At 61.2% G+C, this 13,330-nt stretch carries 22 protein-coding genes; all 22 read left to right on the forward strand.

What is annotated here, in order from left to right:
- Positions 1-116: 116 nt before the first annotated feature.
- The gene (locus RI103_RS39595) at positions 117-374 is read left to right on the forward strand and encodes a DUF1064 domain-containing protein (RefSeq protein WP_409076975.1); all 258 of its coding nucleotides are present in this window, start codon (positions 117-119) and stop codon (positions 372-374) included.
- Positions 374-925, forward strand: a complete 552-nt coding sequence (locus RI103_RS06170; RefSeq protein WP_310814486.1) for a hypothetical protein — start codon at positions 374-376, stop codon at positions 923-925. Before RI103_RS39595 ends, RI103_RS06170 begins: the two co-directional genes overlap by 1 nt.
- Positions 922-1,389: a hypothetical protein gene (locus RI103_RS06175; RefSeq protein WP_310814487.1), complete on the forward strand. Its 468-nt coding sequence runs from the start codon at positions 922-924 to the stop codon at positions 1,387-1,389. Before RI103_RS06170 ends, RI103_RS06175 begins: the two co-directional genes overlap by 4 nt.
- Complete coding sequence (locus tag RI103_RS06180) at positions 1,386-1,853, forward strand: nuclease domain-containing protein (RefSeq protein WP_310814488.1); 468 nt, start codon at positions 1,386-1,388, stop codon at positions 1,851-1,853. The genes RI103_RS06175 and RI103_RS06180 overlap by 4 nt, the downstream gene beginning before the upstream one ends.
- Complete coding sequence (locus tag RI103_RS06185) at positions 1,853-2,167, forward strand: hypothetical protein (RefSeq protein WP_310814489.1); 315 nt, start codon at positions 1,853-1,855, stop codon at positions 2,165-2,167. Before RI103_RS06180 ends, RI103_RS06185 begins: the two co-directional genes overlap by 1 nt.
- On the forward strand, positions 2,164-2,484 hold the full coding sequence (locus RI103_RS06190; protein WP_310814490.1) for a hypothetical protein: 321 nt from the start codon (positions 2,164-2,166) through the stop codon (positions 2,482-2,484). The genes RI103_RS06185 and RI103_RS06190 overlap by 4 nt, the downstream gene beginning before the upstream one ends.
- The gene (locus RI103_RS06195; RefSeq protein WP_310814491.1) at positions 2,481-2,732 is read left to right on the forward strand and encodes a phage portal protein; all 252 of its coding nucleotides are present in this window, start codon (positions 2,481-2,483) and stop codon (positions 2,730-2,732) included. The genes RI103_RS06190 and RI103_RS06195 overlap by 4 nt, the downstream gene beginning before the upstream one ends.
- Positions 2,729-2,995, forward strand: coding sequence for a hypothetical protein (locus tag RI103_RS06200; protein WP_310814492.1), 267 nt, complete (start codon positions 2,729-2,731; stop codon positions 2,993-2,995). The genes RI103_RS06195 and RI103_RS06200 overlap by 4 nt, the downstream gene beginning before the upstream one ends.
- Positions 2,992-3,615, forward strand: a complete 624-nt coding sequence (locus tag RI103_RS06205) for a hypothetical protein (RefSeq protein WP_310814493.1) — start codon at positions 2,992-2,994, stop codon at positions 3,613-3,615. Before RI103_RS06200 ends, RI103_RS06205 begins: the two co-directional genes overlap by 4 nt.
- On the forward strand, positions 3,612-4,013 hold the full coding sequence (locus RI103_RS06210) for a phage protein NinX family protein (protein ID WP_310814494.1): 402 nt from the start codon (positions 3,612-3,614) through the stop codon (positions 4,011-4,013). The genes RI103_RS06205 and RI103_RS06210 overlap by 4 nt, the downstream gene beginning before the upstream one ends.
- Before the next feature lie 11 nt (positions 4,014-4,024).
- Complete coding sequence (locus tag RI103_RS06215; protein ID WP_310814495.1) at positions 4,025-4,522, forward strand: hypothetical protein; 498 nt, start codon at positions 4,025-4,027, stop codon at positions 4,520-4,522.
- A 130-nt stretch (positions 4,523-4,652) separates the two neighbouring features.
- Entirely contained in the window at positions 4,653-4,850 is a 198-nt protein-coding gene (locus tag RI103_RS06220) for a hypothetical protein (RefSeq protein WP_310814496.1), read from the forward strand.
- A gap of 4 nt (positions 4,851-4,854) precedes the next feature.
- On the forward strand, positions 4,855-5,091 hold the full coding sequence (locus tag RI103_RS06225) for a hypothetical protein (RefSeq protein WP_310814497.1): 237 nt from the start codon (positions 4,855-4,857) through the stop codon (positions 5,089-5,091).
- Between the two features lie 85 nt (positions 5,092-5,176).
- Positions 5,177-5,455 carry a hypothetical protein gene (locus RI103_RS06230; protein ID WP_310814498.1) on the forward strand — a complete coding sequence of 93 codons (279 nt, stop codon included), beginning with the start codon at positions 5,177-5,179 and terminating at the stop codon, positions 5,453-5,455.
- A gap of 1 nt (position 5,456) precedes the next feature.
- The gene (locus tag RI103_RS06235) at positions 5,457-6,035 is read left to right on the forward strand and encodes a phage tail protein (RefSeq protein ID WP_310814499.1); all 579 of its coding nucleotides are present in this window, start codon (positions 5,457-5,459) and stop codon (positions 6,033-6,035) included.
- Between the two features lie 145 nt (positions 6,036-6,180).
- A complete protein-coding gene (locus tag RI103_RS06240) occupies positions 6,181-6,780 on the forward strand; it encodes a hypothetical protein (protein ID WP_310814500.1) in 600 nt (199 codons plus the stop codon).
- Positions 6,781-6,934: 154 nt separating this feature from the next.
- A complete protein-coding gene (locus RI103_RS06245) occupies positions 6,935-8,872 on the forward strand; it encodes a terminase gpA endonuclease subunit (RefSeq protein WP_310815184.1) in 1,938 nt (645 codons plus the stop codon).
- A gap of 7 nt (positions 8,873-8,879) precedes the next feature.
- Entirely contained in the window at positions 8,880-9,125 is a 246-nt protein-coding gene (gene gpW / locus RI103_RS06250; protein ID WP_310814501.1) for a gpW family head-tail joining protein, read from the forward strand.
- Positions 9,126-10,799, forward strand: a complete 1,674-nt coding sequence (locus RI103_RS06255; protein WP_310814502.1) for a phage portal protein — start codon at positions 9,126-9,128, stop codon at positions 10,797-10,799.
- Positions 10,796-11,674, forward strand: a complete 879-nt coding sequence (locus RI103_RS06260) for a S49 family peptidase (protein WP_310814503.1) — start codon at positions 10,796-10,798, stop codon at positions 11,672-11,674. Before RI103_RS06255 ends, RI103_RS06260 begins: the two co-directional genes overlap by 4 nt.
- A gap of 26 nt (positions 11,675-11,700) precedes the next feature.
- A complete protein-coding gene (locus tag RI103_RS06265; RefSeq protein WP_310814504.1) occupies positions 11,701-12,369 on the forward strand; it encodes a hypothetical protein in 669 nt (222 codons plus the stop codon).
- A gap of 30 nt (positions 12,370-12,399) precedes the next feature.
- On the forward strand, positions 12,400-13,329 hold the full coding sequence (locus RI103_RS06270) for a head decoration protein (RefSeq protein ID WP_310814505.1): 930 nt from the start codon (positions 12,400-12,402) through the stop codon (positions 13,327-13,329).
- The last annotated feature ends 1 nt before the right edge of the window (position 13,330 follow it).

The following is a 13,330-nucleotide window of genomic DNA, read 5'->3' on the forward strand; positions in this document are numbered from 1 at the left end:
CGCTCGGCAAAGCGATCACACGCCTGACGAAGCCGGCAGGCCCGGCGAAGACACCGAAGTACCGCAACACGAAGTGCGAAAGCGGCGGCATCAAGTTCGACAGCAAGCGGGAGATGATGCGCTGGCACGACCTGGTGCAGATGCAGGCGCGCGGCGAAATCAGCGAACTCGAATTGCAGGTGCCGTTCGTCTTGGCGGATCCGGTGGTGATCGCCGGCCGCAAGCGCCCGGCGCTGCGCTATGTCGCTGACTTCGTCTACGAGCAGGACGGCAAGACGGTGGTGGAAGACGTGAAGGGGCGAGTCACCGAGGGATACCGCATCAAACGTCATTTGATGGCCGCGCGCGGCATCACGATCAAGGAGGTGAAGTAATGGCAGCGAAATGGACAGATGCCGAGCGCGACATCGTGAGGGCGATCTGGAAGACGCCTTCGCTTCTTAAGTGCGAGGTCCCGGTGCTTCCGGGTCGCACGTTCGCGAGTATTGCGAAGGAAGCATCGAAGCTGGGCCTGGGCAGAAAGGCGCATGTCGCCTCGCACCAGCTCGAGCGCGCCAAGGTACTGATGGCCGACAGGAAGCCGCGCAGCTCGAAGGAAATCGCGCGCGCGATCAACGCCGGTCGATCCCATCTTCATGTCCTGCTAGTCAACGCTGTTGAGCGCGGAGAATTCCACATTGCCGGCTATGGTATGGCGCCACGCTACCGACGCAACGAGGCGTGTTTCAAGATCGGCAAAGGCAAATCAGCAGGACGGCCGACGAAGCTCACCGAGCAAGAGAAGGGCAAGCGCTTCCGTGACAACGTCGACCCGATCGAACACAAGTTCAAGCGAAAGCAGTACACGCTGAACCGCAAGATCAAGACCGGCGCGATAAAGCGCGATCCACTCACCGAGGCGTTCTTTGGGGGCGGTGCAGCATGAAGATCGCCGACCGCATCATCGCGCGCGTGACGCGCCGCAAGCAGGACGTAGTGATCGGAGACCCGGCGGACCCTTACCTTATCCGCTGGTGGGTGATTCCTCGCAATCGATTCTTCAACGTCTACCTGCATCGTTTCCTCCGCAGCGACGACGACCGCGCGCTCCATGATCACCCGTGGACCAATCTGTCGATCCTCCTGCGCGGCATGTACATCGAGCACACGATCGATGCCGGCGGCGTCAATGTGCGCACGGAACGATACGCGGGCGATTGGAAGCTGCGCCTGTTTGGAAGCGCCGCGCACCGCCTGGAACTCGTCGACGGCGAGTGCTGGACGATTTTCATCACGGGCCCGCGTTACCGCGAATGGGGTTTTCACTGCCCGTTCGCCGGCTGGGTGCACTGGAAGCGCTTTACCGCAGCGGAAAACCCAGGCGAGATCGGCAGGGGATGTGGCGAATGAAGCGATCGGCACCGATGAAGCGCGGCGCACCGCTCGCGCGCACCGGGTTCAAACGTAAGCAGGCGGACGCCTTCAAGACAACGTTTCACACCCAAACACTGATGCGCAAGGCTGCGATCAAGACGAAGAAGAAGCGCGTCTCGGTCGCCGAGGGTTCGAAGTATCTCGCTGCCTGCCGCAATGAGCCGTGCTATTTGCGCGTACCGGGCGTGTGCCAGCTGAATCCGGCGGACGACACCGTGGTGCCGTGCCATTCGAATCAGTTGCGCCACGGTAAGGCAGGTGGGCTCAAGGCGGACAACGAATTCACGGTACCGGGCTGCAATCCGTGCCATGGCTGGATTGATCAGAACCGCGTCGGCACACCGAGGCAGGTCAAGTTTGATGTGTGGGACGCGGCTTATGAATTGTGGGCGCCGGTACGCGCCCGAAAGATGGGATTGGAAATGCAGGAGGCAGCGTAATGCAGTTGTTTGTGAATGTGCCGCTCAAGTCGCTCCGAAAAGTTGCCGGCCGCGCGCAGTCGACCTATTACAGCGGATGGTTCAAGGCGGTGCGCTTGATTGGTCCAGAGCGCACGAATTGGTATCGAGGTCAGGGCAGCGGCTATATCTGGGCCGACATTGAGCTTGATGAGGATGTTCGCCAACACGCCGACTGCATTTTCAGAGAAGACGGAACGGTACGCATACAGGTGTGGGTGAACACGCATCGAAAGACGCTGGCAGCGTTTCTCGCCAGTGGTGATCTGGAGTGGGACGTTAGGGAGATGGCATGAAGGGCGTTATCAGACTCACTCCGATTGTGCCAGGCGAAATGCAGCCGGCAGTCTTCGTCGACGGGCGCATTCGCGAAGGGTTCTTTAGCGGCAATGCGGCAGAAGGTCGTGGCTTCCCGCAATGGGCGCTGAAGATGTTCGGCGGAGACAAGGTGCATTGGATGCGCGGCGATGTGAACCGGAAGGGTGAGCGTCATTCGCTATGTGGCCGGGTGTATGCCACCGATGTTGAGTTGTTCTTGCCCGGCAACTACTCCCGCTGTAAGGCGTGTGAAAAGGCGCTATCGGTCCAGAAACGTTATGGAGCTTCGGTATGAGCGCACACGCATACATCCAATACGCCAACGTCCCTGACGTCTTGATCGCGTCGAGCAGCCAGTACGTCGACAGCGTCACAAAAGCCAAGGTCATCGCCTTCGACGGCTGCCCGATGTGCGGCCATCTCGAAGTTCTCAGCGACAGCCGCATCCAGATCGAATTCCCGTTCCCGCGGAGTGCCGAGCTGCGCGGCGCGCTGGTGGACTGGTTGATGCACTGGGGCATTCACTTCACGGTGGTCATGTGAGCGCGCGGGCCGAACGCCGCAAGGGCGGAGAACTCGCAAAGCTGGCCGGTATGTGGTCGAACGAGCAGGCCTTCTGGGATTGGGTGGGCCTGATTCAGGAAAACCCGTGCAACGGACCGACTATGGCGGCGTCATTCATTCGTGCCGTGTGCGGCGTCGCGAGCCGTGCGGATCTCGACCACGATGCCGCGGCACGTGCCCGGTTCGACCAGCATATCCGCAAGCCCTACGCGAAGTACCGCGCATCGGCGGGCTGTGTATGAGGGCCTACTGGCGCGACGCGCGCGACCCGGCGATTGTGCTTGAGGAAAAACAGGAAGCAACCTGCCTCGGCTGCGAACAGTTGCAGATCAGCCGGTGGTCAGGAACGCGGAAATACGTATGTAGCAGTGGCGTCCAGAAAGCTTCGACGGACATCTACGAAATGCGGCGCTGCAAGAAATATTCTGACGGGGTGAACATGACGCTGGACCAAAGCGAACAAATCGAAGAACTGCTGTTGAACTGGTACCGCTGGCAGATATGCCAATCGAATGCCGAGCTGCTCGCGCACTACTACCGCCCCGAAGATCGGACGTGCCGCGGCTATGAGACGCCGGCCGGTGTCGACGAACTGACCGAAGAGGCCTATGACTGGGTCGACGACCAGCTTGCTGCGCAGGTCGACACCGTCATGGATGACCTTTCGCACCGCGGTACGCTGACGGCGGAGATGCGAGCGGCGATCAGCACCAGCATGCGCAACAAGGAATGCGGCCACAAGGTTTGGAACACCGGCCGCGCGCCGGTGGCCGATCGGCACGAAATCTACCAATCGGCGAAGCAGGCACTCCTGCCGATGCTCGCGCTTCGCAACATCATCAAAACGATGGAATCGGCATGAAGGTGGCCGAATTGCAAGGGGCGGTCCTCGACCTCTGGGTTGCGCGCGCTGAGGGCAAGTGCTACACGCAGAGCCCGGGTGTGTGGGGAAATGCCTTGGTCAACACGCTTGGTCGATTGTCCATCTCAAAGACCTCGTGGAACTGTGCGCGGTATTTCGAGCCGTCGAGCAACTGGACGCACGGGGGACCGATTGTCGAGCGTGAGCGAATTGGCGTTGAATACCTCGGGTCGTCAGCTTGGCGCGCCATTGTTACGAATGAGAATGGCTGCGACATGGTTGAGTCCGGAGAACAATACCGTTTGGCGCGCCACGGCGGGACAGCGCTTGAAGCCGCAATGCGCGCCTATGTCGCTTCGAAGTTCGGTGATAATGTGCCGGACGAATCAACAAACTAACGAGGACGCAAATGGGGGCAGCGGATGATAAAAAGAGAAGGGCTGAGCAGACTTATTTGACCAGCCTAACGCCGGCCGCTCAAGCCGCAATAGGGCGCCAACTCGCTGCCGTGACGGACGCCGTGGTTCAGGGCGCAATGAACTGGGGGTTCGAGGTTGTAAAGCACCTCGCCATCCTGAACGGTGCCGGGCTGGCTGCTATCGTGGCGATCGCTCAGGCAGCAAACGGAGATCTCAGAATCCATACTTTGGCTCTTCACGGTGCGCATCAGTTCGTTGCGGGGCTGATGATCGCGTCGATTGCCATGTTGTCTGTGTATATCAGTGGCTTGTTCTTTTCGCGCGATTTCACGCAACGCACGTTGGACGTTCTCCTTGGCACCAAGCCATTGTCGCGACTGCAGCCACCGATTCTTTATAAGTCCATGATCGGTCTAAATTGGATTTTGACTTTGATGTCTCTGGGTTTGTTTTTCGCCGGTTCGCTGACAATCGTCAAGATAACGTAGGTCGAAAAAAGTTTTCTGGGGTAGTTGCATTTTGGAAAAAACGCGGTTACATTAATCCCCGGAAAGATGCGCCCGCAAAACCCGCTAGTCGAAAGACGGCGGGTTTTTTCATTTCTGCTCGGAGATCGACATGGAAGACATGAGCGAAGCCGAGCAGGCGATGGTATTCGAATGGACGCGCACCGCAGTTGATGAAGCTGTTGTCGCCGGCCTGATAGTTCCGCCTTGGCGCCCGACGGCCGGCCAGCACGAAATGCTCTACGGCTACTACATTTCCGGCCTGACGCCTGCAGAAGCGGCGCAGGCGGCTTTCGGCATTCGCCACTGATTCCATGACGACATATTTTCTGTCGCATCGAGACGATGGTCGCGTCGTTCTGGATCGCGAGTGTCATGGCGCGCTGCTGCAAACGGTCCGCGTGAATGATCCGCCGATTGACCGACGCGTTGTGGATGGCGATCTCGTCGATGTGCCGCAGTACGCTATCTCGTACAGCGACGCGCGGCAATGGGTCAGCGAACGCGGTTTGATGCATGTCCGTGGCGAGGGCTGGTTCTACTCGCAGTGAGCATCGCCAGTACAGAGTCTCCTCCATCGATGAGAGTCGTTGGATTCACCCGCTTCGCGCGGGCTTTTTTATTTCCGGTGCATGAATGGCACGTCCACCCAGAAAGACCGACGCCGATGCGTTGATCGGCGAGACCGCGCTTGTGCGTTCGTCGATCTGGCAGAACGGCACACGCAAGGTGGCGGCCATCATCACCGATGCGACAACTGACGAAGCGCTCCTGCCCGAAGGCGCTGTAGCTCTCGTGTCGCTTACGGCGTTTCCACCTGGCGCGCCGTCTCGCATGATGCGCGATGTTCCGTTTTACGCCGCGCCGCGCGACGAAAGTTCGCTGCCGGCAGCATGGATTAAACCGAGGGCATGAAATGCTGAAGCTCGACGTGCGTGCCGATGTGAAAGGCATCACGGCAAGCCTCTCTCGCTATGTCGGCGAGCAGCAGAAAGCGGTGGTCCGCGCGCTCAACAAAACGGCGATGCAGGCTCGCACTGCAGCCGCGCAAGAGGTCCGCGGCGCCGGCTACAACATCAAGTCGAGCGCCATCAAGAATTCATTTTCCATCACCAAGGCGGCTCAAGGCCGGTTGGTCGTTGTGTTGAAGTCGACCGGCCGCCCGGTGGCGCTGATCAACTATGGCGCGCGCCAAGGCAAGAACGGCGTGAGCGTGCAAGTGAAAGCGGGCCGCACTGTGTTGCGGCACGCGTTCATTGCGACGATGCCGAACGGTCACCGGGGTGTGTTCGAGCGAACCGGCAAGCAGCACAAGAAGGTGAAGCGCAACGGCAAGACGATCCGTTCAGGGTTGCCGATCAAAGAGTTGTTTGGTCCATCCATCCCGCAATCGCTCGCGAACGACGCGGTCGAGAAGGCGCTGATGACGAAGATCAGGCAGAAGTTTCCGCAAATCCTGAAGCACGAGCTGGCGTTCATCGCGGCGAAGCGCTGATGGTCGCGAGGCCGCGCTCATGCACATTTCTGGTGCTGGTAACCATTCGAAAACCTTACGGGTCCCTCCTGGAGGGTTCGTGTAGGGCGGGAGCGAAGACTCGCGAAAACCGCCCAGCTATGAATTCTCAAAGGTGTTCGCACCCATGCCGAAGGGCGTATCAATTCGTGAGTTCGCGCGCCTTGAAGGCGTGTCAGACACGCTTGTCCGGAAAGCGCTGAAACTCAACAGGCTCAAGGCTTTCGATGATAAGTCGATCGACCCAGCACTCGTCGGAACAGCGTGGCGCGAGGGCAATGCGAAGGGTGCGAACCCTAGTGCGAACAGTTCGCACCCGGTTCGCAGTTCGCAGAAAGTGCGAACCGCTCCGGCGATCGATGCCGATGGCGACGGTTCTCTCGCTGATGCGGCAGGTCGGTTGCTCGACTCGGGCGCGGTCGCGATGGTCGACTACGCAACCGCGTTGCAGAACAAAGAGAACTACCTCGCGTTGCTGCGGCAGCTTGAATACGAACAGAAATCTGGATCGCTGGTCGCGTTGGACACGGCGAGCGCAATCCTATTTGAGGAGCATCGGGCGCAGCGCGACGCATGGCTGAACTGGCCTACCAGGGTGGGACCGATCCTGGCTGCCGAGCTCGGCCTCGAGGCCGATCGGGTAACTGAGGCCCTTACTGCGCATGTCCATAACCAAATCGCCCAGCTCGGCGAACCAGAGGCCAATTTCTCAGAGCGAGAAGGCTGATTGGTTGCGTGCCGCTGTACGACGTGCATGGACGCCGCCTCCGCGCATCAGCGTTCCGGAGTGGGCAGACAAGTTTCGTAAGCTGGCCAAAGAGGCCGGCAGCACTTCGGGTAACTGGTCGACTGCGACCGTTGAGGTGGCGCGCGGGCCGATGATGGCCGTGACTGAGCCAGGCGTCCACGTGCTAACCACGATGGTGAGCACGCAGTTGCTGAAGACGGCGTTGCTGGAGAACGTCTTCGGCTACTTCGCCCATCTTGATCCTTGCCCGATTCTGCTGCTGCAGCCGAAAGAGGCTGCAGCTGAGCAGTTCAGCAAGGAGCGCATTAGCCCGATGATACGGGTGACACCGGTGCTGCGCGACTTGGTGGGTACGAGCAAGACACGTAACGCCGACGAGACGCTGCTGTTCAAGGCGTTTCCCGGCGGCTTCCTTGCGCTTGCTGGCGCCGGCAGCCCAGACAACCTTGCCCGGCGCCCGGTGCGCGTCATCCTCGCCGACGAGGTGGACAAGTACCCGGTGACGCGCGAAGGCGAGCCGATCGCGCTGGCCGAAGAGCGGACCGCGACGTTTGGCGTCAACTGGTTGTCGGTGCGCGCCTGCTCGCCGACTGTCGAGGACGAGAGTCGTATCGAGGCCAGCTATAAGGATTCGGATCAGCGCCGTGCGTCTGTCGCGTGCCCCCACTGCGGGCACCGCATGTTCCCCGACTTCTTCAAACACGTCGATTGGGAAAAGCGCCGCGACGAGAATGGGACCGTGCTCGAACACTTCCCGAAGACCGCACGCATTGCGTGCGAGTCGTGCGGCGAGATCTGGTCAGAAGGCGATCGCCTTCGCGCGCTGAAGACTGTTCGCTGGCACCAGACGCGCGCGTTTGAATGCTGCGGGTCACGGCACGTACCGCTCGACGCGTATGAGAAGGCGTGGCGCGGCCCGGAGGATGGCCGCGAGTCGTCGACCGATGCCGCGTTGTCAGCGGTGTGGGACTGGTGGGCGAGCGACCGCTACGCGGTATATCGCGCGAAATGTCCCGACTGCGGCGAGTGGCGCGTCGATAACGAGCATGCCGGTTTCCAGGCCAGCAAGCTTTTCAGCCCATGGCAGAAGGATAAGCCTTCCGACATCGCCGCAAAATGGCTGGCGGCGGAGGGCGACGAAGACAAGAAGCAGACCTGGTGGAATACCCAAATGGGTCTGCCATACCGGCCGAACTCCGGTAAGGCGCTGCGCCTCGAGGCGCTGGTCGCGCGCGGCGAGCGCTGGGCGGCCGTGGTGCCGGACGGCGTTGCGGTGATCACCATCGGCGTCGACACACAGGATTACCGCTTCGAAGTCGAGGTGGTGGGCTGGGGGCGCAACGAGGAAAGCTGGTCGATCGCCTACGAGGTGATCGAAGGCGACATGGAGACGCCCGATCCGTGGGATCGCCTCGACGCACTGCTCAACCGAATCTGGCATCGAGCAGATGGCCGGCCTTTCGAGGCGATGGCGGTTTGTATCGACTCCGGCGGCCACCACACGCAGAAGGTCTACGACTTCTCGAAAGCTCGCCTCGGTCGAAAGATCTGGGCGATCAAGGGCGAGTCCGCGGTGAGCGGCAAGCGTAATCCTGTGTGGCCGGTGAAGAAGCCGACCCGCAAGACAAAGGCTTCGTTCCGACCGGTGATTCTCGGCGTGAATGCGGCGAAGGACACCATCCGTAACCGCTTGCACCTCGAGGAACCGGGCCCGGGCTATATGCATTTCCCGAACGACCGGGACATCGGTTACTTCGAGCAGCTCACGTCAGAGCGATCGGTCGTGAAGGTGACGAATGGGCAGAAGTTCCGTATCTGGGAACTGCCGTCCGGCCGTGCCAATGAAGCGCTCGATTGCCGCGTATACGCATACGGCGCGCTGTGCGGTTTGACGCACCTCGGGTTGAAGTTGAACCGGCGCGCGGATCTGGTTGCGGTGCCGCTCGAGTTCGACGCTCAGGCGCAGACATGGGCGCCGCCGGCGAACGCTGAAGCTGAGCCGGTTGTCGCCGCGATGCCTTCGGTGGACGTAAAGCCCGGAAAGAAACGACTGACGAACCGCCTGGCATAGGAAAGCGATGGCTATCACAGATGGAATGAGCACCGCCGACATGCAGGCGAGATTGGCCGCGCTTCAGGCGGCCTATTTCGACCTGCAGGCAGGCGCGAAGATCGTGACGGCCACCTACAACCAGGGGGACGGCACGAAGTCGGTGACGTACAAAGCGCCCGACATGACGCAGATTTATCGAAGCATCCTGATGTTGCAGAAGGCATTAAACCTGATCTCCCACTATCCCCGTGCACGAAGGGTTCTTTTCTAAATGTCACTTCTCGTCGATTCTTCCGGCAAGCCCTTCGGGGATCTGCCGGCCGGCGGTCGTGCGCGCGCGGATTCTGGATGGGGCGGTCCGGGGATTACCCAGCCGCCGTATTCGAGCCTCTTTCCGTATGAGGCCGCGAGCGTCCAAACAAAGGAAATGGGTGAGTGGTTTCCGTGGATCCGTTCGCCGGATTCGGAAATCAACTTCGCGCGCGACCGCATGGTTTCGCGTTCGCGCGACCTCGCACGCAACGACGGATGGGCGAGCGGCGGCATCACTCGCATTCTGGATAACACCGTCGGCGCGCACATGCGCCTGTCGGCAAATCCGGACTGGCAGTACCTGCGCCGCTTCAACGAGAAATTTGATCCGACGTGGGCAGATGAATTCCGCAAGGCGGTCGAGGCATTGTGGCGCGGCTACTCCGAAGACCTTGGCCGCTACAACGATGTCACGCGGCAGCTCACGATGTCGCAGCAATTGCGGCTTGCGCTGCGCCACAAGTTGATCGACGGCGAGGATCTGTTCGTTGCGCATTGGATGCCGGAGCGGATCGGCCGCGGGGCCGCACAGTTCGCCACTGCGTTTCTGCTTGTAGATCCTGACCGCCTGTCGAATCCGTATCAGATGGTCGACACGAAGTATCTGCGCGGCGGAGTCGAGATCGACGACTACGGCGTTCCGGTCGCTTACCACATCCGAAAGGCACATCAGAACGACTGGTACAACGCCGTCGAGTCGATGGAGTGGGAGCGTGTCGAGCGCGAAGACGAGGACGGGTGGCGTCGAGTCATTCACGACTTCGAGCGCGATCGCGCCGGACAGAACCGCGGCATAGGTGTATTCACCCCCGTGCTTGCGCACGCGAAAATGCTCGCGCGTTATTACGGTGTCGAGTTGCAGGCCGCGACGGTGGCAACAATCTTTGGTACTTACGTCACCAGCCCGTACGACCCGAAGATGGTCGAGGCGGCAATGGACAGCGACGGCGAAGAGTTGGGCTTCTACCAGGATCTCCGTGCAGATTGGTCCAAGGAGCGTCCGGCGATGCTCAGCGGCGTGCGCGTGCCGACGCTCGCGCCCGGCGAAGAGATCAAACAGGTCAACGCTGCCCATCCGCATGTCGGGTTCGAAGACTTCGCGCACGAAATGCTCCGTTCGATTGCGGCGGCGATGGGCGTATCTGCTGAGCAGATCACCCAGGACTGGAGCAAGACCAACTATTCGAGCGCACGCGCGGCGCTCCTGGAGAGTTGGAAGACGCTGTCGCGCCGGAGCGCAGAGTTCAAGACCGGCACGGCCACGCCGCTCTATTCATCGTGGCTGCAGGAGGCGATGGAGCGCGGAGACCTTGATGATGTGCTCCCAACTTCTGGCCTTATCCCTGAGTTTGTCGAAGCCGCCACGGCCTATTCGCGGTGCGACTGGCTCGGCGTGGCACGCGGCTGGGTTGACCCGGTGAAGGAAAAGCAGGGCGCTATTTTGGGGTTGGACGGTGGCCTATCGACGCTTAAACGCGAGTGCGCCGAACAAGGATTGGATTACGAGGAAGTGATCCAGCAGCGCGCCATCGAAGTGAAGATGTTCCGGGATGCTGGTTTGCCGGCACCGAAATGGTTCGGCGACGGCGCCGACGAAGCCTCTAAGCCAGACGACGAGCCACAGCCACAATGAAAAACTATCCATTCGCTGCCGCGCGGATCTTCGACGTGCCGCTGGCAATCCATCCGTCCAAAGGGCAGGTGATCGCAAAGGCGCTTGCGAGCCGATTTGGCATCGGCGATGTTTCGTTCACCGGAGGTGATCCTGTCATCGTCAAGCCGATGGCTTACGACGAGTGGGACGACGGACCATCGGAAGCATACGAAGAAACACCGTACGACTTGAGCCAGGGCGTCGCGATCATCGACGTGTCGGGTACGCTGGTTCAGAAGAGCAGCAATCTTAGACCGTACTCGGGGATGCTCGGCTATAACGCAATTCGGCATAACTTCCTCGCAGCGCTGAACGATAAGAAAGTGCGGGCGATCGCGCTTTCCATTGATTCGCCGGGCGGGGAAGTGGCAGGCTGCTTCGACCTCGCCGACCTGATCTACAACTCGCGAAGTGTTAAGCCAACGCTTGCCATCCTCAGCGAGTGCGCGTACAGCGCCGCTTACGCCCTGGCCAGTGCATGCGAACAGATCACCGTCCCACGGACCGGCGGTACAGGGTCGGTCGGAGTGATCTGTATGCACATCGACCAGAGCAAGGCGATCGACAAGGCCGGCATGGCTGTGACTATCATCAAGTACGGCGATCGGAAGGCCGACGGCAATCAGTTCAATCCACTGTCGAAGGAGGCCTTGAAGCGATTCCAGGACGACGTCGACGAGATGGGCGAACTTTTCGTGGACACCGTCGCGCGTAACCGAAATCTGTCTGCTGACATCGTTCGAAAGACGCAGGCAACCACCTTTCTTGGCGCCGCCGGCGTCGAGATCGGCTTCGCAGACGCTGTGATGGCGCCGGACGAAGCATTCGAATCCCTGCTCGCTGAGCTGGGCTGACATTTCCCAAACCCCTAGAGGTATTCATGAGCATTCGTTCCCTTGCGGCGCGCGGGCTGTCGTTCGCCCATCTCGCCGGCCTGTCGTCCCGTGCTTCGAAGGCGGAAGACGATGAAGAGAAAAAGGACGCGCGCGCCGAAGGCGATAGCGACGATGAGGAAGAAAACAACGGTCGCGATCGCGACGACGGCGATGCGAAGAAGTCGAAGAAGGCCAAGGCCGCTGAGGACGACGAAGACGACGGCGCTGAAGACGACGGCCAGAAGTCGGGCAAGAAGGCGAAGAAGGCCGAGGACGGCGACGAGTCCAAGGACTATGCCGAGGATGACGAAGACGACGACGGCAAGGAAAAGGCCGAGGAAGACGGCGACGACGAGGACGAAGAGATGCGCGGCAAGAGCGCAGTCGCTCGTGCACGCCGTCGCGAACAGGCACGCTGCGCCGCGATCATGGGCCACAAGGCAGCCGGCCGCAACGTCGTGCTCGCCGCGAACCTCGCGTTCAACACCCGCATGGGCCGCAAGGAAGCGATCGCAGTGCTTTCGAGCACTCCGGCCGCATCGACGCCCGGCCAAGGTCGTCAGGCACGCAATCCGAACCTCGGGGCTGGTGGCGAGATGCATCGCAACCCGGCAGCCGCCGCTGGTGCGAGCTGGGATCGAGCCTTCTCGAAGATCTCCGGCAAGCGCGGTTAATCCCGTCCACCCCTCCAAGGAATTCTGATCATGACATACGTTTCTCGCGCGCCGCTTTTTGAGCAGTGGCACCCCGGTGGCTTCCTGGTCTCGCAGCCGCGTGGCCAGCGCCATATCGATCGCGTCCTCATCTCGGGCGGCGCCAAGGTCTTTCCGGGCACCGTGATGGGTCAGCAAACGACCGCAGCGACTGCCGTGGCCGCGGCGCTCGGCTCGAACACCGGTAACGGTACGTTCGGTGCGATCACGCCCGTCGCTGTTCCGACCCAGATCGGCGTGTACTCGGTGCTGTTCACGGGCGCCACCGCGTTCACGGTCACGGCGCCGAGCGGTGCGACCGCAACGGGTTCGACCGGCGTCGCATTCTCGGCGCTCGGGATCGGCTTCACGATCACGGCCGGCGGTACGGCATTCGTCGCCGGCGACACGTTCGCGATCACGACCACGGCCGTAGTGGGCAAGCCGGCGGCGGCCGCTGTGGCCGGAGGGACGAACACCGGCAATGGCGCGTCCAGCGCAGTCACGACCAACGGCTACGCGCCGACTGTTGGTGTGTACGCCGTCGAGTTCGACGACGCGACGCACTTCATCGTGTCGGCGCCGAACGGTCAGGAGATCGGCCACGGAACGACCGGCGTCGCGTTCTCGGCTGGCGGGCTGAACTTCACGATCACCGCCGGCGGCACTGCGTTCGTGCCGGGTGACAGCTTCACGGTCACCGTGGCCGCAGGCGCAGGCAAGTGGGTGCCGTGCACCGCGACGGCGGTCGACGGTTCACAGAATGCCGCCGGCATCTGCTTCGGCCTGTCGGACGCCTCGCTGAACGACGTATTTGGCGCGATGGTCACGCGCTCGTGCGAAGTGAACAAGTCCGAACTGGTGTGGGACGCGTCGATGAATGCCGCTTCGCAAGCGGCGGCACTCGTACTGCTCACCGCAGCCGGAATCATCCCGCGCTAAT

The sequence above is a fragment of the Paraburkholderia sp. FT54 genome, assembly GCF_031585635.1.
Taxonomy (GTDB): domain Bacteria; phylum Pseudomonadota; class Gammaproteobacteria; order Burkholderiales; family Burkholderiaceae; genus Paraburkholderia.

What these genes read in the sequence shown, in the direction of transcription:
- RI103_RS39595 (WP_409076975.1), top strand. Translation starts at nt 117, where the DNA reads ATGCGCTGGCACGACCTGGTGCAGATGCAGGCGCGCGGCGAAATCAGC.
- RI103_RS06170 (WP_310814486.1), top strand. Translation starts at nt 374, where the DNA reads ATGGCAGCGAAATGGACAGATGCCGAGCGCGACATCGTGAGGGCGATC.
- RI103_RS06175 (WP_310814487.1), top strand. Translation starts at nt 922, where the DNA reads ATGAAGATCGCCGACCGCATCATCGCGCGCGTGACGCGCCGCAAGCAG.
- RI103_RS06180 (WP_310814488.1), top strand. Translation starts at nt 1,386, where the DNA reads ATGAAGCGATCGGCACCGATGAAGCGCGGCGCACCGCTCGCGCGCACC.
- RI103_RS06185 (WP_310814489.1), top strand. Translation starts at nt 1,853, where the DNA reads ATGCAGTTGTTTGTGAATGTGCCGCTCAAGTCGCTCCGAAAAGTTGCC.
- RI103_RS06190 (WP_310814490.1), top strand. Translation starts at nt 2,164, where the DNA reads ATGAAGGGCGTTATCAGACTCACTCCGATTGTGCCAGGCGAAATGCAG.
- RI103_RS06195 (WP_310814491.1), top strand. Translation starts at nt 2,481, where the DNA reads ATGAGCGCACACGCATACATCCAATACGCCAACGTCCCTGACGTCTTG.
- RI103_RS06205 (WP_310814493.1), top strand. Translation starts at nt 2,992, where the DNA reads ATGAGGGCCTACTGGCGCGACGCGCGCGACCCGGCGATTGTGCTTGAG.
- RI103_RS06210 (WP_310814494.1), top strand. Translation starts at nt 3,612, where the DNA reads ATGAAGGTGGCCGAATTGCAAGGGGCGGTCCTCGACCTCTGGGTTGCG.
- RI103_RS06215 (WP_310814495.1), top strand. Translation starts at nt 4,025, where the DNA reads ATGGGGGCAGCGGATGATAAAAAGAGAAGGGCTGAGCAGACTTATTTG.
- RI103_RS06220 (WP_310814496.1), top strand. Translation starts at nt 4,653, where the DNA reads ATGGAAGACATGAGCGAAGCCGAGCAGGCGATGGTATTCGAATGGACG.
- RI103_RS06225 (WP_310814497.1), top strand. Translation starts at nt 4,855, where the DNA reads ATGACGACATATTTTCTGTCGCATCGAGACGATGGTCGCGTCGTTCTG.
- RI103_RS06230 (WP_310814498.1), top strand. Translation starts at nt 5,177, where the DNA reads ATGGCACGTCCACCCAGAAAGACCGACGCCGATGCGTTGATCGGCGAG.
- RI103_RS06235 (WP_310814499.1), top strand. Translation starts at nt 5,457, where the DNA reads ATGCTGAAGCTCGACGTGCGTGCCGATGTGAAAGGCATCACGGCAAGC.
- RI103_RS06240 (WP_310814500.1), top strand. Translation starts at nt 6,181, where the DNA reads ATGCCGAAGGGCGTATCAATTCGTGAGTTCGCGCGCCTTGAAGGCGTG.
- RI103_RS06245 (WP_310815184.1), top strand. Translation starts at nt 6,935, where the DNA reads ATGGCCGTGACTGAGCCAGGCGTCCACGTGCTAACCACGATGGTGAGC.
- gpW (WP_310814501.1), top strand. Translation starts at nt 8,880, where the DNA reads ATGGCTATCACAGATGGAATGAGCACCGCCGACATGCAGGCGAGATTG.
- RI103_RS06255 (WP_310814502.1), top strand. Translation starts at nt 9,126, where the DNA reads ATGTCACTTCTCGTCGATTCTTCCGGCAAGCCCTTCGGGGATCTGCCG.
- RI103_RS06260 (WP_310814503.1), top strand. Translation starts at nt 10,796, where the DNA reads ATGAAAAACTATCCATTCGCTGCCGCGCGGATCTTCGACGTGCCGCTG.
- RI103_RS06265 (WP_310814504.1), top strand. Translation starts at nt 11,701, where the DNA reads ATGAGCATTCGTTCCCTTGCGGCGCGCGGGCTGTCGTTCGCCCATCTC.
- RI103_RS06270 (WP_310814505.1), top strand. Translation starts at nt 12,400, where the DNA reads ATGACATACGTTTCTCGCGCGCCGCTTTTTGAGCAGTGGCACCCCGGT.